This window comes from Acidobacteriota bacterium, assembly GCA_016716715.1.
Classification (GTDB): Bacteria; Acidobacteriota; Thermoanaerobaculia; order UBA5066; family UBA5066; genus Fen-183.
In genome coordinates this window covers 317,230-334,799 of the sequence record JADJVE010000006.1, presented here as the reverse complement: position 1 = coordinate 334,799, position 17,570 = coordinate 317,230, and the positions used below count along the sequence as shown (strand labels likewise).

The window sequence follows — 17,570 nt, the reverse complement described above, 5'->3', positions numbered from 1 at the left end:
CCCGAAAGGACGTTCATGACTCTCACCGGAAAACGACTCGATTTCCCGTCGCCGCCCCGCAGGAAAGCGCCGCTTGGCGCCTGGCCTGCCTTCGAGAGGAAGCTCGCCGAGACGCTCGGCGCGCTGGAAGAGGATCAGTATCTGGTCGTCTCGGCCAAGCGCGGCTGGGCCTACGTGCAGTTCGCCGCGCAGGGGTCGTTCGGGCTGCGCGCCGAGTGCGTCGGCAACAACTACCTCGACGAGGCTCACGCGCTGAGCGCCGGCCAGATGGCGCTGCTGCGGAGGATCGGCTGGTCGTCTCCCACGGGGGACGCGTGGCTCCCCGAACTTCTTCCGGGACTTCGACCGGCCGGTTCCGTGCGCCGACGCGGCCGGATGGCCGTGCGCGCGCTGACCGAGGTGTTCGAGATCCCGCATCCGGGGTCTCTCATGTACAAGGCGTTCGACAAGAAGCACCGGACGATCCTGGTCCCGACGCTGGGGCTGAAGCGAGAGGAGCCCGCGCCGCCGCCGGAGAAGCCCCGCGAGGACACGGTCGAGGGGCTGCGGAAGCTCGTTCTGGAGGCGATCCGGGAAGGGTCGGGGAACACGGACCTCGGGTTCACGCGGGACGGGGACGTGGCGCTGCGATTCGGGAGCGCCGCCGTGTACGTCCGCGTGCTGGACGATCCGCCGTGCGTGAGGATGTTCTCCCCGGTGCTGGAGGACGTGGAGGCCGACGACCGGCTCCTCGACCGCCTCAACGAGCTGAACGCCGAGATGCGCCTCGCGCGGTTCTTCGTGGTGGAGGGGAGGGTCATCGTGGCCGCGGAGATGTTCGTGGCGCCGTTCGTGGCCGAGCACGTGAAGAGGGCCTGCGTGGTGGTGGGCAGCCTCGCCGACGAGTTCGGCGGGATGCTGCAGAAGGAGTTCGGGGGGCGAAGGGCGTTCGAGGAGGGGGGAAGGGGGGGGGTGCAGTAGGGGTGGCCAGGCCTGGGCCTCTTCACCCGCCTTGCTTGCCGTCCGGGGTCCACCACGGTCCGCCTGCCGGCCAGCGTCCGGCGAATTCCGCTTTCCGCGAGAGAGCCGTCAGAGACCGGGCCGGCGAAGAAGGCGCAGCGCAGGACCCAGGCCTCGAACCCCATCGCGGCATCGATTCGGTTCTTTGAAACGAACGCCTCCCATTGCCGCTGCTTTCCCGCGTCACGGCCGAAACGACTCGTCAGGCCCGCCGGCATTGCGACGATGGGGGTGTTTCTTCGTTCGAATGTGTCCCGGATCGCACGGGCCATCGCCGCCCCGTCGAATTCCCGAATCCGCGCGAGCGTGGCCACATCGAAGTAGTCCTTCATTCTGGTGTTCGACTCGCCCAGAACCACCATCGCGTGGAGCTTCTCCGCAATCGACGTCTCGGCCTGATAGGTGCGGAGCATCGGCCTCGGGACGTCCAGAAGGGACGGGAACTCGAGCCATTCCGGTGGCGGATACACGGCGTCGCCGACGCCAACATCGACTTGGAGCGAGCTTCACGGTGCCGAGCCGCCCCCCGGCTCTTACCCTCTGACCTCCGTATTGGTCGGTTTCGCGGATCGCCGAAGCGGCGACAGTGTCAGGCAGAAAAGCCACGCCGTCGTCCGGGTCGCACGGGATGACGGCGATGTCCCGGAAGATCCGTTCGAGCTTCTCGGACGTGATCTCCCCGAAGCCGAGGAGATCCGCATCACGAGTCGCACGCACCGATTCGCCCGCCCAGACAAGCATCATGAGCGCACCCTTGAGGACGAACGAGTCGGCGTAGGTGGATTTCGACAGGCGATAGAGAAACCGCTCCAGCCCGAAGCGTGTGAAGAGGAGTGTGGGCTCGACCCGAAGCCCTTTCGCATGATTGACGATGCGCGCATGGAGGGACTGGACGAGGCCCGAGTTCGGCTGACTCATTCCACAAGCGCCTCGAGGTACGGACGCATCACCTCTCGAACCCTGCAGATGCGGGCGAAGGGGTCGATCTCACCGGGCTTGACCTTTCTCGACCTGATCGATTCACGGAGGGCCTCCACCGCGACCTCCAGACCCACTTTGTGCCGGTATTTGAAGAGATCGGCGATGGTCTTCGCGAGGCTGTAGATGCGAATGTGGCGGCCTTCTCAGGCGATTCTCTCGACACCTCGCGTAAACGCTCGACCCGAAAAGCGGAATACGCGCAGGGGCGGGTAGTCGAGCTGCGGCGCGCGGGATCGCCGCTCGATCGCCAGCCAGACTTCCGAAGGGTTCTGGGTCGTGACGTCGTGAAAGCGGAGCGCGGACAGCAGGCAGACGACGCCCTTCGGCACGGCTGACGCCGCCAGCGCGAGGCCATGGTGTTCGGTGATCTCTGCGTCCGGGAGACGGTACCTGCCATGGCTCACGCGCTCGACCGCGCCCCGGTCGACGAGCCGAGCAAGGGTCTGCGGGTGCACGCCGGCCGCGACCGCTTCGGCCGCGGAGAAGATGCTTCGACGAGCGAGCGTGCGCGGAACGGCGGGAGCGGCGGCCATGTGAGAGATTGTTGACATATAAGATAAAAATGTCAACGCTGGCTCACGCAAGCCGGCGAAGGGATCGTTCGGGCTGCGCGCCGAGTGCGTCGGCAACAACTACCTCGACGAGGCTCACGCGCTGAGCGCCGGCCAGATGGCGCTGCTGCGGAGGATCGGCTGGTCGTCTCCCACGGGGACGCGTGGCTCCCCGAACTTCTTCCGGGACTTCGACCGGCCGGTTCCGTGCGCCGACGCGGCCCGGATGGCCGTGCGCGCTGACCGAGGTGTTCGAGATCCCGCATCCGGGGTCTCTCATGTACAAGGCGTTCGACAAGAAGCAGCGGACGATCCTGGTCCCGACGCTCGGGCTGAAGCGCGAGGAGCCCGCGCCGCCGCCCGAGAAGCCCCGCGAGGACGCCGTGCAGGACCTCAGGGCGCTCGTCCTGGAGGCGGTCCGGGAAGGGTCGGGGAACCCGGACCTCGGGTTCACGCGGGACGGGGACGTGGCGCTGCGATTCGGGAGCGCCGCCGTGTACGTCCGAGTGCTGGACGATCCGCTGTGCGTGAGGATGTTCTCGCCGGTGCTGGAGGACGTGGAGGCCGACGACCGGCTCCTCGACCGCCTCAACGAGCTGAACGCCTCTATGCGCCTCGCGCGGTTCTTCGTGGTGGAGGGGAGAGTGATCGTCGTCGCGGAGATGTTCGTGGCGCCGTTCGTGGCCGAGCACGTGAAGCGGGCCTGCGTGGTGGTGGGCAGCCTCGCCGACGAGTTCGGCGGGATGCTGCAGAAGGAGTTCGGGGGGCGAAGGGCGTTCGAGGATGGGGCGGATGGGGTGGGGGTGCAGTAGGGATATGGCTGCGGGGGCGTGCGTAGAATGACCTTATGTCGAGGCAGCGAGCCCTCCTCGAGAAGATCCTGCGTGGGGATTCCGATGCGACGATCGGGTTCAATGACCTCTGCCGGCTTCTGGCGGGGCTGGGGTTCGACGAACGTACGAGCGGAAGTCATCACATCTTCCGGCAAGCAGGGATCGAGGAGAGAATCAACCTGCAGCGCGACGGAAAACATGCCAAGACTTATCAGGTCCGTCAGGTGCGTGCCGTGATCCTGCGCTATCGTCTTGGGGGAGACCTCTGATGCACCGCTACGAAATCATCATTTTCTGGAGTGCCGAGGATCGGGTGTTCGTGGCCGAAGTGCCGGAGCTCCCGGGCTGCGCGGCGCACGGGAAAACCCCCGCCAAAGCGCTGGCCGAGGCGCAGCATGCGATCTCCCTTTGGCTCGACACGGCGCGCGAGTTCGGAGATCCGGTTCCCGAGCCAAAGGGCCGGCGGCTCCAGTACGCCTGAGGCGAGCGCTACGATCGTTTCGTGACGCGTGAAGACCTTCTCGCCGCTGCCTTGAAGCTGCCTCTGGACGAGCGAGCCGCACTTGTGGAGCGCCTCCTGAGGAGCCTCGACGAGCTGCCAGTGCCCGAGCGGAAGAAGCTCTGGCTCGAGGTCGCGGACCGGCGCCTTCAGGAAATGCGAGAAGGAAAAGTACGCGAGATACCGGCAGACGAGGTATTCGCCCGTGGCCGGGCCGTCACGTCCCGCTAAGGCTCGCTTTCACCCCGAGGCGCAGGCCGCCCCCGGTCCCGGGGTTGGCGCGGCGCTTTACTTGCCCTGATTTCGAGCGATAGGATTTGCCCCGCCACCGGGGGTACATCGATGAAGCGGTCGCTCATATCGGCCTTGGCTTCGCTTCTCCTCGCAGTGGATGTCCGGGCGGCCGAGCCCCGCTGGACGGTCGAATTCAAGGAAGGCGCGTACACCTTCCTCACGGCGACGGGCCTCGAGGTCGGACAGAAGACAGGTCCCGGGGCGATCGCGGGATACCTCGTCGTCAAGCTTCCCGCCGACGTCGACCCCGCCACCACGAACCGCGGTGTCTTTCTCGGCCGCGTGCGCATCCCCGAGCGGCGCGTCACGTGGCTGAAGGGGGACGAGTTTGCGGCCGGCGAGCTGCTGCCCGCGCACCACCTCATCGCAATCACCCCGAACGCCGGCTTCGAGCCCGGGCTGTGGGCGGTGAAGGTCCGCGACACCGTCAAGGACCGGAGCGGGCGCCCGGTCAATTCCACCAACGCTACGTGGACGGTCGAGATCGGAGAACCGCGGCCGCGCCCGGACGACTCCGGCCCGGCGCGCAACACGCTCAAGCTGAAGTTCACGACCGAGGTCGACCCGGCGACGTACGCGGACGGGATCGTCGTGGAGAAACAGGTCGCGGGCGGCTGGGAGGAGGAGCCGCGGGGGAGCGCGACGATCGCACCCAGCGCGCACGGGGGCTCTGTCAACGAGATCGGACTGCGGCCCCTGGGCGGATGGGAGCGTGGGGCGACGTACCGCGTGCGCGTCACGGACGCCATCCGCGACGTGCGCGGGCAGCCGCTGACGAACGCCGAGGACTTCAGCTTCACGGTGCCGAAGTCGGGGCCGTTCGACACGCGCCACGAGCCGCGGCGGCCGGTGGCGCAGGCGAGCGTTCAGGCGACCTCGGCAGGGCCGGCGTTCCCGGGCGGGCAGGCGCTGGGCTGGCATGGGCACTGGACGGACCCCGTCACCGGCCTCATCTATATGCGCCACCGCTGGTACGACCCTCGGACGGGAACGTTCCTGTCGCCGGATCCGCTGGAGGACATCGACTCGCCGAATCAGTACCTGTTCGGTGGGGGCAGGCCGCACGAGGTGGTGGATCCGTTGGGGCTGTGCGTCGCGTGGGGATGTCAGCAGCAGTTCCGGTTCGCGTACCAGGATCCGAACCTGACCGCGGAGGTCCGGCAGGTCCAGGCCGCGGCGACAAAGGCGAACGCCGCAATGACCGCCGTCGCGAGACGCACCGTTCAGACGACCGCAGTCGCTTCTGGGGCGGCCCTTGCCCTCGGGGCCGCGCCGGTAGCGCCCCTGTTGTTAGGTGGCGGCCTCCTACTCGGGGGACAGTCGTTCCACGAGCGTTATGACATCCGACGCACACAGCAGCTGGCAGAGGGGCGCGGTAATCGGGCAGAAGCGTTCGGACTATCCGTTGCCGATGCAACGGGGCTGACCGGAGTTGCAGAAGGAGCCCTCGAATTCAGGGTTGGTTCCGGCTACGGAATGTCTAAAGCCGAGGCCGGGGACGCGTTCGGCGGTGGCGTAGCTGACCTCGGCCTGTCCGCTGCGGGAGTACTGTCCGCAGCTCGCCCCGGGGCGTCGTCAGCTTCGTACGTCGGAAACCTGGCCGCAGATACCTATCGTGGCATCAGCCTCAATTTCATAGTTCGAAAAGCGACAAGAAACGTGGATTCAGCGATTGCATCGGGGAGCATCGATTCGTTGGTGCGGCTCGGAGCAAAACCAGGCATGGCGGAACAAGCACTCTCGGGTGGAGATCTTGCTGGCGCGGCAAGGGGCACGGTCATTGACCTCGTTTCTAAATCGCGCGCGCAGACGCGATTCGGGCTCAGAGGTTTGCATTACACCGTTCCTTTCGAATACGGTCCGGACATGTGGAATCCAGGAACGAACCGGGGGTGGGACATCACGACGCCGGGTCAGTGGGATCGCCACATGCGGCAGTACGTGACCAGCCCGCCCCCGGGGAGGCCTGCGTGGCTCAGTCTGGATCCGCTCTTCACGAAATGAACGGTCTGACGGACCGCGGCGCCTCCATCGCAATGAATGGCACGGCGGCCGTGCAGCGGGTCAGATTTCCCGGGGGCTTTCGCTGGACGAGGCGGGTGAACGCGAACCGCTCGTTCGACGACACGGACCTCGGCGACGTACACGCCCGCCCGCGGCTCTGGGGTCATGCCTCCTTCGAAGGCTGCACGTTTCAGGGCCTGACGCTGGATGGGGCGCGGCTCGAACGAACGTCGTTCACGGGATGCCGGTTTGATCGTGTCAGATTCGGGCGTCGCCTGATGGGGCTTATCAAAGGCTGTACGTTTGAGCGCTCGACGTTCTCGGATGTGGCGTTCGGTGGGGCCCAGGTCATTGATTCCAGCTTCGTGGCATGCGAATTTGACCGAGTGGATGCGAGAGACCTCACTTTTCGGCAGACTCATATTCAGGGTCTCACGCTGTCTGGCAACGTGTCGTCCTGCAACTTAGTCGACTGCACTGTGTCGGATCTCGACGCCGGCAGAGCCTACGTTGAAGACCTCGGAATCGTCGGGGGCAGCCTGAGGGACGTGACTTGGCCACACCACGACTCGAACTTCGCGGTAGCCCCGTCCTCATTGATCGAGGTAATGGCAGAGGTGGAGCCGAAGCTCCGATTGGAGTCCCGGGCCCGCTACGAGGAAATGGCGCGTCTGTATTCCGCGTCATCGAGTCCGGTCGTGATGATTGCGAAGTCGGGCTTTAGGGAAATGACTGACGTGGAGTCGGACGCGGTCATAGGGGCTCTTCGGCGTTTCGGAGTCTCAAAGTCACCCGAGCCCAAGTGACTAAGCCAAACGTTCCCGCGCGGCACGCGTTCGCTCTTGCCACGTAAATATATTTAAACCATATTAACGTGGCTCAAGACATATGAGCGAAAAGACGGACAAGACTGGGTACGGCCAGACCGGGGGCTTGGGGATCCTGGGGGAGCTCGTGGATTCGGGCCGACCTATCTTCACCTCCGAGGAGGCGCCAGGAAGCCGGCAAGGGGAGGCGTCTCGACCCGGCTCGAACGAACATTCTTCTCGCCCTGATGGCCGACGCTGGGCTGATTCGCCGGCTGAAGCGGGGGCTGTACACCGTGACCGGCAAGCTGCCCGGAAGCCGCGCGCCTCACGACTTCGCGATCGCGACGGCGATGTTTACTCCGTCGGCCATCAGCCACGCCTCGGCCCTGAACTTTCACGGGCTGTCCGAACAAGCTCCGCAAGCCATCACGTGCATGACGACGAAGAAGATCATGACGCCATCCATGCGCGGCAAGGGGTCGCCCGCTCACGCGCCCCGGAAAACGCCGGGCGGGCCCCCGGGGCCCCCCCCCCGAAGGCGCCCCGGGGGGGGCCGGGACCCCGACCCCCAAAAACCACAGAACGAGGACGGGGCGCCGCGATTGGGGAGCCCCCCCCGTCCTGGGTGGTCGACGATCTCCGCATCTTCTTCTTCTCGGTGGCCGTCGCGAAGTTCATCGGAATTGAACAGGTGTGGGTGGACGCCGAGAACAAAGTGCCGATCACGGACAAGGAGCGGACGGTCCTGGAGATGTTCCTTTCTCCGAGAGCGTTCGGCGGTCTGGCCGAGGCGGTATCCGTGCTGGACGAACATCGCAAGGCGTTGGATCTGGAGAGGCTCGCTCGGTACGCCGTCGAGATCAAGGTCGCTGTCACAGCGAAGCGCCTCGGATGGGCGCTCGAAGCCGGAGGCGCCCCGCGCGCAATCCTCAATCGGCTGAGGGCGGTGCCGGTGACTGGGGTGCAGCGGCTGGACCCGGCGAGGCCGGCGCAGGGACCGGTCATCCGTGAGTGGATGCTGCAGGACAACTTCACGAGCGCCCGGTCGCGATCATCATCGTCATCATGATCCCGCTCCAGAAGACGCTCCAGCAGCGCGCACGCAAGCTCGGCCTTCCGCTCGACACGGTCGCGAAGGACTACGTGATCGGCCACCTTCTCGCGGCCGTAAGCGCGCAGCCCGGAGCTGAGATCAGCGCTGGTGTTCAAGGGCGGCACCGCCCTGAAGAAGCTGTACTTCGGCGAATATCGCTTTTCCGAGGATCTCGACTACACGGCGGTCGAGGCGCCATCCGGAAAGGCGCTCGAGGCGGTGCTGAGGGATGCCGTTGATGAAGGTGTGCGCACGCTTTCAGAGCGGGGGCCTTTCACCGCGGTCCTGGAGCGAGATGACCACCGTGATCCGCATCCGGGAGGGCAGAAGCGCGAGGAGAATTGACCCACCGCGGCTGTTCGCTATAATCACTATGTTTACGGAACCGTAAACACGACGATTGCGATGAACGCGCCGAGTATCGAAAGCCGCGGGCGGAAGGCCCTGGAGGCCTACCTTTCAGAGGCTGGCGCGGCCGTGCGCTGGGTGAAGGGGGGCCGCCATCAACAGTGGCGCCCCGACGCGGAGATGGAAGTCGAGCTTCCCGGCGGGGAGCGGAAGATGTGCGCCGTCGAGTTCGAGTCGAATGCGCGTCGTGTGCCGATCGAGCACGCGCTCCACCAGCTCCGAAGTCATTCAGAGCGTGAAGTGCAGCCCGTGATCTTTGCGGAGCATCTCGGGCGGCCGATGCGGGAGCGGCTTCGACAGGAAGGCGTGTGGTTTGGCGACCTGTCCGGGAACAGGTTCTTCAAGTCGCGCGGCTTTCTCGTGGACAGGGAGGTCGCGGAAAAATCGGCCCAGGCCAGGAGGCCTGCCGCGGGTGTTTTCGCGGATCGAAACTCGAAGTTGCTTCGCTACCTGCTCATGAGGCCCGCCCAACAGGTTGGTGTCCGAGAGCTTGCCGGAAGGATCGGCCTGAGTCCCTCGGCGGTCTCGAACGGCCTGGTCAGGCTGCGGGAGATGGGTTACCTGAAGTCGAATCAGCAACGGCTCGAGCTCGTCGCGCGAGAGGACCTTCTCGAAGAGTGGGTCTCCTTCTATCGGCCGCGGTTTCGAAGGCAGGACGAATCCCGGTACTACGTCCATGCGAGAAACGCCGAGGAATTGCTCGAGCGGCTGAAGGGGCTCCGGGGGGCTGCAGACCCGGCATGGGGTCTGAGTCTTCATGGGGGAGCGTCGCTCGTTGCAGGATTTGTTCAGTTCCGCGAGGTGCACCTTTACATCTCACCCGAGCAGCCGAAGCTCGAAGCGGAGTTCGCAAGAGCACTGCAGGCGAGACCGGCGGAAGGAGAGGCGAACCTCGTCGTCCTATCGCCCTTCTATCGGCACTCGGTCCTGTTCGAGTCGAGGGTCGTTGAAGGGCTCAGGGTGGTCAGCGACCTGCAGCTCTTCCTCGACCTGAGCTGCTTCGCCCAGCGAGGCAAAGAGCAGGCTGACGTCATCCTCGAACGCCGATTGCGGCCTGCGTGGGTGGCGAAATGAAGATTGGGGGATTCGTCCACGTCCTCAAGGCGCTCGAACCGCGGCTCGGCGAGGTGGTGATCGTCGGCGGTTGGGCGTGGTACCTCTATCGAAAGTATCTGACCGGTTCTGCCGGCTTGCCGGGCGAGTTCACGCTAGACGTCGACGTCGCGCTGCCGAGGCCGTTGCCGCATGGCCGCGGCCTCGATCTTCTCCTCGCGGAAGCCGCCTTCGAGGAAGAAATGGCCGGTGAGAACACCCCTCCTGTGACGCGATACGCATGGCCTTCGCGGGAGGCGCCCGAGGCGGTCGTCGATTTTCTGACCCCTGCGCGCGGAGCCGGAATTGAGGCGACGCTCAGGACGGGAGGCGTCGTCGCTCAGCAACTCAGGACGCTGGACGTTCTGCTCGAAGATCCGCTTGTCTTGCCCATCGACGAGAGGTCGGAGACGGAGAACTTCGTCGGAACCGTACGGGTGCCGCGGCTGGGCGCGTTCCTGCTTCAGAAGGTTCAGACGCTCTCGAGCCGGCGCGCGACCAAGCGAGACAAGGATCTTTTCTACATCTTCGATTTGGCCGACGAGGGCCGGGGGCTAAGGGAGAAGATGGAGGCCGACACCGAACAGATTCGCCTGAAACTCGGAGCGCCGAGCCTCGAGGCGGCGGCCTCGCTCTTGCGGCGCGATTGCGGCCAGGCGACTTCGTCGGCCGTGGCGAAAGTGATGGGGCAGATCCCGCGAGAGCAGCGGCCGTCGCGCGAATACGTCGCCGAGACGTTCAATCGGCTCGCCGTGATGCTCGAAGGCTGATCGCAGGAGGTGCCCCGGGGGCTCGTGCGGGTGGGGGCCGGGGAGGGGAGACAGCCGAAATCGCGCGCGCATTGAGCGCGATGGCCCAGGTTTTCGTCCAGCTTGAGCTTCAATGGGCGTCGCCGAGAGGTACCTCTACGTAGCGCTCGCGCGCCATTTCCGCCCCGTAGGCGATGCAGGCGCGGACGTCGGCCTCTTCGAGGTCCGGGTAGTCGCTCAGGATTTCTTGGCTGCTCATCCCGCTCGCGAGAAGGTCGAGAATCAGCGACACCCAGATCCTGTGCCCCCGGATGCACGGCTTTCCGAAGCAAACCTTGGGGTTGATCGTTATGCGGGAAAGCAACTCTTCTCTGGTCATGACGACACCGTCACCGTAAGTCTAGGCCCCTGCCTGCTTAACCGTAAGAGAGACGGACGAAGAGAGTGTCACCCGGCTTCGCCGAGCGCTGAAGAGCGTGTTCGACGACGACCCAAACGTGGACGAGATCACGGCGGCCGACCTCGGCGGGGACTAGGGGGGGCCGGGGCCGCCGCCGGGGGGGGCCCCGCCCGCGGCCGCGCGGCCCGGCGGCCGGCCGCGGCCCGCCCGGGGAAGGCGCGGCGGACCGCCCCCCGGGCGCCCCCGGCGGCCCCCCGCCGCCCGCGGGCCGAGCCCCGCGAAGGGCGCGCCGGGCGCGGGAAAACGCGAGGCCCTCCCGCGGTGGAGTACACGCCGCCCCACGGGCGGTATTCGATGGACATCCTGTCGCGCCTCGGCGAAGCGTTTCGCTACGAGGACCTCGAAGCGGAGGACGTGAACGTGGAGGGAGTCCGGGCGCGAGTGGCGACGCCGCGTATGCTTTACAGGATGAAGAAGGACACGGTCAGGCCGCAGGATCGGCTGGATGCCGAGACGATCCGCGTGCGCTTCGGCCTGAAGGACGAATGATGGGCGTGCGGAAGTTCCGCTCCGTGGAAGAGATGAAGGGCCAGCCGCCGCTCCGGCCGCTCGACCCCGAGAATCTCCGGATCGCCTGTGCGCTGTCGAGCCTCGAGAAGCTCGCGCCGGTGCGCCGCTCTCCGGGGGTTCGGAAGTTCAGGAGCATCGAGGAGATGTCCCGGCAGCGCGACCGCAACGCTGCCCGCTGACCGGGTGGACATTCGATGTCCGTTTCCTGACAGTATCTTCCGGGCAGATGTGGCTGATCACGACATCCGGCTTCCTCTCCATCGTCCGGAACCTGAATTCCACGCGCCCTGACGACGCGCTTCTCGTTCGTGGGCGCGTGCGGGCGGATCTCGAGCGGTTCGCCGACTTCGCGGCGCGGCGGGGCGCGCGGCCGACGGTGGTGGAGTCGCCCGACGCCGACTACGGCTTCCGGCTCACGACGTCGCGCGAGGTGCTCGCGGCCTTCGTCGCCGAGCGCGTGGCCGCGCTCGACTACCCGAACTTCAAGAGCGAAGTTGCAAAGGCGGACCCGCAGCGCGCGCACGCCTACATGGATGTCTGGTCCGCGCTCCGCGGGCTGCAGGGGAGGCGGGGATGAATCTCCCCATGCTCTCCGACCTGGAATCGCTCTACGGCAAGGACGCGCGCCGGGGCGAGGTCGTCGCGTTCGTGCGGCGCCGGCCTCTGCCGCCGGTGGAGCGAATGCGCCGAGCCGTCGAACGCGCGTGCCGTGGCATCGACCTCATCTGCGGCGACACCGTGTACGGCGATCCGCGACCTCGCGAGGAGGAATCGCCCGTCTTTCCCCGGCTCGCGGATCCCGACGAGTAGATCGGTCTGCCGGGTATCGACCCGCTAAACCTCTAGCACGGGGATTCCGGCGGCGATCGCCTGACGCGTCATGTTGCGCGTGCCCGAGGCCCCGGGGAAGGCCAGGAGAAGATCGGGCTTTCTGGAGATCATCGCCTCGTTGCGTCGGGGGCCCGCGGTCCTCCCGTATTTCTCCCAGTCCGCGGGGTACGCCTCCGTCGGGATGCCGAGTTCCCCCGCCACCTGTGCGGCGAGCGTGTCCGCGCCGACCGCGGCCCCGTGGAGGAGAAGCGTCGGCGTCGGATCCAGGCGGTACAGGGCGCGCCTGACCCGCTCGATGTCGTTGAAGTCTCTGCCCCCGGTGACGGCTACGATCATTCGGCTCCAGGATAAGGATTCCGCGAGGACAAGGACTGTCTGCGAGCGGACGCTTCTCGCGGCCGGCGAAATACCCCGACACGGGGCTGGCCGAGGGCCCGGGATTGCTGCGCCGCGGGGATACAATTCCCTTCGTGACGCGCGAAGACCTTCTCGCCGCCGCCCTGAAGCTGCCGTTGGACGAGCGGGCCGCCCTTGCGGACCGCCTCCTGAGGAGCCTCGACGAGCTGCCGGAGCCCGAGCGGAAGACGCTCTGGCTCGAGGTGGCGGAGCGGCGCCTTGCGGAAATGCGAGAAGGAAAAGTACGCGAGATACCGGCGACAGGTTCGCTGCCGGCCCGTCCGTCCCCAAGGCTCGCTTTCACCCCAGGCGCAGCACGACGCCTAACCAGCTTTGCCCCCACGTCCCCGCCAGATGAACCCCTTCTGAGGCTTGCCGCTCCTCCCGCCGGTCGATACTGTACGGGCAACACCGACGTCGGCTCGAGGGGAGGATGAGACCCATCGACAAGCGCACCCTGGTCGCCCAGTGGGCGTTCGACACCCGGCCGGTGCTTCTGCGTTTCCACCTGTGGCTGGAGGACGTCGAGCTCGAGCGCTCCCAGCCCGAGCCCGTCTCGGACCACTCGTTCACGCCCCGCGGCATCGCCCGGTGCCTCGCGATGACGTCGGCGGCCACGGCGCTCGGGACGCGCCTCTTCGGCGGCTACGGCGAGGGGGCCGGGGCCGACAAGGCGGCGCTGAACCAGGCGAAGAAGGCGGCGGACGCGATCAGCGCGTACGTGATGAGCGAGGGGCTCTGGCACCTGACGCGCACGCTGCCCGAGAACCACGCGATCATGGTCTGCCTCGGCGAGGGCCTGATGCCGAAGGCGGGCGAGACGGCGGAGATGGGCGCCAACCCGCTCCTCGGCTTCGGCCGCGTCTACGCGCGCCCCGAAGTCGCGCGCGTCGTGGACAAGAGGGTGCGCCGGCTGCTGAACGAGCCCGGGCACACGTTCGAGCACTTCCACGACTGGCTGAAGTCGCGCGGCATCACGATCTGGGGCGCCGCCGTGGACACGCTCGAGAACACGGTGCGCTTCGCCGAGGGGAAGAAGACGGGCCCGATGTCGGTCTTCCACCTCTTCGACTCGCCGCTCGTCCTCGCGCGGCCGTACGAGTCGTACATGGGCTGCCTCACGGTGCCGCGCCGCGTGGCCGAGGCGGCCGACCGCGCGTCGCTGCTGCTCGACTACCGCACGCCGCGCGCCGACGTGACGCGGGCGATCGAATCGGCCTACCCCGGCGTGAAGCGCGGGAACATCCACGTCTGGACGCTGCAGGGCAAGAACCGCGTGGCGCGCCTCGGTGCGCTCTGGGAAGAGTGGAAGGCGCTGGGCGTCCACCTCGTGGAGGACGGGTGGAAGGCGCCGTCGGGCCTCGAGGTGTTCACGGACTCGGGGACGTACGCGCCGACGTTCCTCATCGGGAGCTGGGCGGACAAGGCGGGAGAGACGCACGTCTTCCTCTGCGACGGCTACGCCGCGACGGCCGAGGCGATGCAGGCGGCCAGCCTCGCGGACGTGCTGGACGTGGACGCCTCGATGTCGCTCTTCTCGCCCGGCTTCGACTTCCCGTGTGGCGCCGAGGGAAGGCTCATGGCGCTCGACCCCGACAATTCCGATTTCGCACAGCGGGTGCGCGAGGTGGTGGGCGGCCGGGACGTCCAGGTGGGCCGGATTTCCTCGTACGCGGACGCGATCCGCGAGGCGAGGGCCTGCAACGTGCCGACGGGCCGCGCCGCGCTCAGGCCCGGCGACTTCGTCCCCGCCAAGAACTGGCGGGTGCTGGCGTCGACCGGCTACATCTGCGACGACCCGTACACGGGGACGCCCGGCGTCACGCGCGTCGCCGACGGGGTGTACAAGGTGACCACGAAGCTCGCCGCGCACCAGGCCTCGAGCCTCGTCACGTTCACGTTCCGGCTGATGGAGCCGCTCGACACGGCGCGCCACGTCTTCAGCCCTCTCCTCGTCCGCTTCATGTCGGGCGTGGACTACACGACGCGCCCGGTGAAGGTCTCCGACTCCGGCCGCATCCGCAACGAGCTGCAGACCATGCTCACCCAGGCGCTCGAGCACGACGGCGACACGATCCGGATCCACTTCGACCGCATCGACGACAAGGTCGTCCCGCGCGACAAGCAGAAGACGATCCGCAAGGTGCTGGAGTGGTACCGCGAGAACCACCCGGCGTGGTTCTCGTGGCTCGAGATCGGCGGGACGACGCCGCGGATCTGAAGTGGCGAACGTCAGCGTGAACAAGGGCTTCCTGATGGGAGTCGTGGCCGTGGCGGGCGCGGCGCTTCTCGCGCTGGCATACCAGCTGGGAAAGGCTTCCGCACCCGAGGCTGCTCCTGCGCCGCCGACGAAGATCGAGCGCATCGCCCCGCGAGCGCCGGAGCAAATCGTTCCACCGCCTGCGCGGGTTGCCGCGTGGAGCAACGATTACGATTCGCGCCCGGGCTCGGGGCCGACGCCGTCTGCCCCGGCGCAGGATGCCGCGCCGCAGGCGCCTGCCGGCCAGGTTCCGGCGGCGATCGAAGGCGAGCGGGGCGGCGGCGGGGACATTTCGATGCGAGCCGCCGTCGCGGCGTACTTCTTCGCGGTGGAGCGGATCCAGGTGGGATCGATGACGGGCAATGCGGAGAGCGTGGGCCAGGAGATGGCGGCGGCCCTCGCGAACGGCGACACGTCGAGCCTCGAGAAGATGATCCGGGAGACGGAGTCGGCAAGAGCGCGCCTTGCCGCGCTCAGCCCGCCCGCGCCGTGCGTCGCCCACCACCGCGAGAGCGTCGCGAGCCTCGACGACGCGCTGGAGGTGCTGCGATCGCTGAAGGCGGCGATGGAATCGCCCGAGCCCATCGGCCAGCTCGCGAACGTCACCACCCGCGCGCAGGCGCTGCGCTCGCGCGCCGAAGTGCTTCAGAAGGAAGAGCGGGCGATCAAGGAGCGGTACGGGCTGATGCGCTGAGCCCGTCGCCCGTCCGTCATAAACTCCCGTCATGAAGACATTCACGAGGTTTTTCGCGGCTCTCGCGCTCGCGACAGCCGCATCGGCGGCGGCCCAGACCGGCGACGATCCCTTCCAGTGGCTCGAAGACGTCCAGGGCGACAAACCCCTCGCCTGGGTCCGCGAGCACAACGCGAAGTCGACGGCGCTCCTTACGGCCCGCAAGGAGTACAAGCCGATCTACGCGAAGACGCTCGAGATCCTCGACTCGAAGGAGAAGATCCCGAGCCCCGAGCTTCTCGGCGAGACGGTCTACAACTTCTGGAAGGACGACGCGCACGAGAGGGGCATCTGGCGGCGCACGTCGCTCGCTTCGTACCGCTCGGCCTCTCCCGAGTGGGAGACGGTGCTCGACGTCGACGCGATCGCGAAGACCGACGGCAAGGCCTGGGTCTGGAAAGGCGCGTCCTGCCTCCCGCCGGCGAACGTCCGCTGCCTGGTCCGGCTCTCTCCCGGCGGCTCGGACGCCGCCGTGGTGCGCGAGTTCGACACGGCGTCCAAGCAGTTCGTGGCCGGCGGCTTCACGCTGCCCGAAGCGAAGCACCGCGTGTCCTGGCGGGATGAGGACACGCTCTGGGTCGGGACGGACTTCGGCCCCGGCTCGCGCACGGTCTCGGGTTACCCGCGGTTCGTGAAACTTTGGAAACGCGGCACGCCGCTCGCCGAGGCGAAGACCGTGTTCGAGGGCAGGACCGAGGACGTCTCCGTGGACGGCAACTCGGAGATCCAGGGCGACGGGCGGTACGACCTCGTCACGCGCACGCCCGCGTTCTTCAAGACCGAGGCGTACTTCTACCTCGGCGGCCGCCTCGTGAAGATCGACATGCCCGAGGACGCGCGGCTCCGCGGGTTCTTCCGCGACCGGGTCCTCCTTTCCCTGCGCAGCGACTGGACGACGGGCGGCAAGACGTACCGCGCGGGCTCGCTCATCGCCGGCACCGTCGACGACGTCCTCCGCGGCGTTCGCCGGTTCGACGTGCTCTTCGAGCCCGGCCCGCGTGTGTCGCTCGCGCGCGTGGATCGCACGCGCGACCGCGTGCTGATCCAGACGCTCGACAACGTGCGCAGCCGCATCACGGCGCTCTCCCTCGAGGACGGCGCGTGGAAGCGGTCCGAGGTGGCGCTGCCCGGCCTCGGCACGGCGTCGTTCGCGGCCACGAGCGACCTCACGAACGCGTACTTCTTCACGTACCAGGACTATTCGTCCCCGACGTCGCTGTGGCTGGCCGGAACTGCGGAGCCCGCGAAGGTCAAGTCCATGCCCGCCTTCTTCGACGCGACGGGAGTGAAGACCGAGCAGTTCGAGGCCGTGTCGAAGGACGGCACGAAGATCCCGTACTTCGTCGTGACGCCGAAGGGGTTCAAGGCCGACGGCACGGCTCCGGCGCTGCTCTACGCCTACGGCGGCTTCGAGCAGTCCGAGGTGCCGCGGTACAGCGGCACGCTCGGGGCCGCGTGGCTCGCGAGGGGCGGCGTCTACGTCGACGCGAACATCCGCGGCGGCGGGGAGTTCGGGCCCGAGTGGCACAAGGCGGCCGTGAAGGAAAAGCACATCCACAACTTCGAGGACTTCTCGGCGGTCGCCCGAGACCTCGCCGTCCGGAAGATCACCTCGGCGCGCCACCTCGGGATCATGGGCGGCTCGCAGGGCGGCCTCCTCGTGGGCGGGACGTTCACGCTCTACCCGGACCTCTTCCGCGCCGTCGTGGCGCAGGTGCCGCTCGCCGACATGCGGCGGTACAACAAGCTCCTCGCCGGCGCGAGCTGGATGGCCGAGTACGGAGACCCCGACAAGCCCGAAGACTGGGCATACATCAAGACGTGGTCGCCTTACGAGCTGCTGACGAAGGACGCGAAGTACCCGACGCCGTTCTACTGGACGAACACGAAGGACGACCGCGTGCACCCGGGCCACGCGCGAAAGATGGTCGCGAAGATGGAGTCCCTCGGCCACCCCGTCTACTACTTCGAGAACACCGAGGGCGGGCACGGGTCCGGCGCCGTCAACAAGCAGACGGCGCACGTCACCGCGCTCCAGTACGCGTACCTCTGGATGATGCTGCGGTGA

Annotated in this window: 22 protein-coding genes and 1 pseudogene; 19 read left to right on the top strand and 4 right to left on the bottom strand. The window is 67.2% G+C overall.

The genetic code is table 11. From position 1 onward, the window contains the following. Positions 1 to 15 precede the first annotated feature (15 nt). Positions 16 to 960 carry a YbjN domain-containing protein gene (locus IPL89_12165; protein ID MBK9063930.1) on the top strand — a complete coding sequence of 315 codons (945 nt, stop codon included), beginning with the start codon at positions 16 to 18 and terminating at the stop codon, positions 958 to 960. A 222-nt stretch (positions 961 to 1,182) separates the two neighbouring features. Here IPL89_12165 and IPL89_12160 read toward each other — a convergent pair whose 3' ends face one another. Together IPL89_12160 and IPL89_12155 are read right to left on the bottom strand one after the other, a co-directional pair. After that, a complete protein-coding gene (locus IPL89_12160) occupies positions 1,183 to 1,917 on the bottom strand; it encodes a nucleotidyl transferase AbiEii/AbiGii toxin family protein (protein ID MBK9063929.1) in 735 nt (244 codons plus the stop codon). Beyond that, a pseudogene (locus IPL89_12155) lies at positions 1,914 to 2,513 on the bottom strand (type IV toxin-antitoxin system AbiEi family antitoxin domain-containing protein). The gene IPL89_12160 and the pseudogene IPL89_12155 overlap by 4 nt, the downstream one beginning before the upstream one ends. A 182-nt stretch (positions 2,514 to 2,695) precedes the next feature. Between IPL89_12155 and IPL89_12150 the strand changes: the two are divergent. From IPL89_12150 to IPL89_12105, 10 genes are all read left to right on the top strand, one after another. Continuing rightward, positions 2,696 to 3,343 (top strand): YbjN domain-containing protein, encoded by a 648-nt coding sequence (locus IPL89_12150; protein MBK9063928.1) that lies wholly within the window; start codon positions 2,696 to 2,698, stop codon positions 3,341 to 3,343. A gap of 35 nt (positions 3,344 to 3,378) precedes the next feature. Continuing rightward, a complete protein-coding gene (locus IPL89_12145; protein MBK9063927.1) occupies positions 3,379 to 3,633 on the top strand; it encodes a type II toxin-antitoxin system HicA family toxin in 255 nt (84 codons plus the stop codon). Beyond that, positions 3,633 to 3,845, top strand: coding sequence for a type II toxin-antitoxin system HicB family antitoxin (locus tag IPL89_12140; protein ID MBK9063926.1), 213 nt, complete (start codon positions 3,633 to 3,635; stop codon positions 3,843 to 3,845). The genes IPL89_12145 and IPL89_12140 overlap by 1 nt, the downstream gene beginning before the upstream one ends. 21 nt (positions 3,846 to 3,866) lie before the next feature. Beyond that, positions 3,867 to 4,094, top strand: coding sequence for an addiction module protein (locus tag IPL89_12135; GenBank protein ID MBK9063925.1), 228 nt, complete (start codon positions 3,867 to 3,869; stop codon positions 4,092 to 4,094). A 111-nt stretch (positions 4,095 to 4,205) separates the two neighbouring features. Further along, positions 4,206 to 6,161 carry an Ig-like domain-containing protein gene (locus IPL89_12130; protein MBK9063924.1) on the top strand — a complete coding sequence of 652 codons (1,956 nt, stop codon included), beginning with the start codon at positions 4,206 to 4,208 and terminating at the stop codon, positions 6,159 to 6,161. After that, on the top strand, positions 6,158 to 6,967 hold the full coding sequence (locus IPL89_12125; protein MBK9063923.1) for a pentapeptide repeat-containing protein: 810 nt from the start codon (positions 6,158 to 6,160) through the stop codon (positions 6,965 to 6,967). The genes IPL89_12130 and IPL89_12125 overlap by 4 nt, the downstream gene beginning before the upstream one ends. A 628-nt stretch (positions 6,968 to 7,595) precedes the next feature. After that, positions 7,596 to 8,039: a hypothetical protein gene (locus tag IPL89_12120; protein MBK9063922.1), complete on the top strand. Its 444-nt coding sequence runs from the start codon at positions 7,596 to 7,598 to the stop codon at positions 8,037 to 8,039. A 132-nt stretch (positions 8,040 to 8,171) separates the two neighbouring features. Further along, a complete protein-coding gene (locus IPL89_12115) occupies positions 8,172 to 8,408 on the top strand; it encodes a nucleotidyl transferase AbiEii/AbiGii toxin family protein (protein MBK9063921.1) in 237 nt (78 codons plus the stop codon). Positions 8,409 to 8,468: 60 nt separating this feature from the next. Next, the gene (locus tag IPL89_12110; GenBank protein MBK9063920.1) at positions 8,469 to 9,545 is read left to right on the top strand and encodes a hypothetical protein; all 1,077 of its coding nucleotides are present in this window, start codon (positions 8,469 to 8,471) and stop codon (positions 9,543 to 9,545) included. Further along, positions 9,542 to 10,333 (top strand): hypothetical protein, encoded by a 792-nt coding sequence (locus tag IPL89_12105; protein ID MBK9063919.1) that lies wholly within the window; start codon positions 9,542 to 9,544, stop codon positions 10,331 to 10,333. Before IPL89_12110 ends, IPL89_12105 begins: the two co-directional genes overlap by 4 nt. Before the next feature lie 109 nt (positions 10,334 to 10,442). Here the strand turns inward: IPL89_12105 and IPL89_12100 are convergent, their stop codons facing one another. Further along, positions 10,443 to 10,691, bottom strand: a complete 249-nt coding sequence (locus IPL89_12100) for a DUF433 domain-containing protein (protein MBK9063918.1) — start codon at positions 10,689 to 10,691, stop codon at positions 10,443 to 10,445. Positions 10,692 to 11,033: 342 nt separating this feature from the next. On the opposite strand from IPL89_12100, the gene IPL89_12095 reads away from it, so the two are divergent. From IPL89_12095 to IPL89_12080, 4 genes are read left to right on the top strand one after another with little or no spacing between them, the layout of a single operon-like run. Continuing rightward, positions 11,034 to 11,261 (top strand): hypothetical protein, encoded by a 228-nt coding sequence (locus IPL89_12095; protein MBK9063917.1) that lies wholly within the window; start codon positions 11,034 to 11,036, stop codon positions 11,259 to 11,261. Between the two features lie 5 nt (positions 11,262 to 11,266). Next, complete coding sequence (locus IPL89_12090) at positions 11,267 to 11,461, top strand: hypothetical protein (protein MBK9063916.1); 195 nt, start codon at positions 11,267 to 11,269, stop codon at positions 11,459 to 11,461. Between the two features lie 47 nt (positions 11,462 to 11,508). Continuing rightward, the gene (locus IPL89_12085; protein ID MBK9063915.1) at positions 11,509 to 11,859 is read left to right on the top strand and encodes a hypothetical protein; all 351 of its coding nucleotides are present in this window, start codon (positions 11,509 to 11,511) and stop codon (positions 11,857 to 11,859) included. 8 nt (positions 11,860 to 11,867) lie between these two features. After that, the gene (locus IPL89_12080; GenBank protein ID MBK9063914.1) at positions 11,868 to 12,092 is read left to right on the top strand and encodes a hypothetical protein; all 225 of its coding nucleotides are present in this window, start codon (positions 11,868 to 11,870) and stop codon (positions 12,090 to 12,092) included. Positions 12,093 to 12,116: 24 nt separating this feature from the next. Here IPL89_12080 and IPL89_12075 read toward each other — a convergent pair whose 3' ends face one another. Beyond that, complete coding sequence (locus IPL89_12075; protein ID MBK9063913.1) at positions 12,117 to 12,449, bottom strand: DUF2493 domain-containing protein; 333 nt, start codon at positions 12,447 to 12,449, stop codon at positions 12,117 to 12,119. A gap of 134 nt (positions 12,450 to 12,583) precedes the next feature. Between IPL89_12075 and IPL89_12070 the strand changes: the two genes are divergently transcribed. Genes IPL89_12070 through IPL89_12055 form a run of 4 tightly spaced genes read left to right on the top strand, consistent with a single transcriptional unit; the run spans position 12,584 to position 17,570 of the window. Further along, positions 12,584 to 12,946 carry an addiction module protein gene (locus IPL89_12070; protein MBK9063912.1) on the top strand — a complete coding sequence of 121 codons (363 nt, stop codon included), beginning with the start codon at positions 12,584 to 12,586 and terminating at the stop codon, positions 12,944 to 12,946. Continuing rightward, complete coding sequence (locus IPL89_12065) at positions 12,943 to 14,730, top strand: hypothetical protein (GenBank protein ID MBK9063911.1); 1,788 nt, start codon at positions 12,943 to 12,945, stop codon at positions 14,728 to 14,730. The genes IPL89_12070 and IPL89_12065 overlap by 4 nt, the downstream gene beginning before the upstream one ends. Before the next feature lies 1 nt (position 14,731). Next, positions 14,732 to 15,463: a hypothetical protein gene (locus IPL89_12060; protein ID MBK9063910.1), complete on the top strand. Its 732-nt coding sequence runs from the start codon at positions 14,732 to 14,734 to the stop codon at positions 15,461 to 15,463. Positions 15,464 to 15,494: 31 nt separating this feature from the next. Then, positions 15,495 to 17,570, top strand: a complete 2,076-nt coding sequence (locus IPL89_12055; GenBank protein MBK9063909.1) for a S9 family peptidase — start codon at positions 15,495 to 15,497, stop codon at positions 17,568 to 17,570.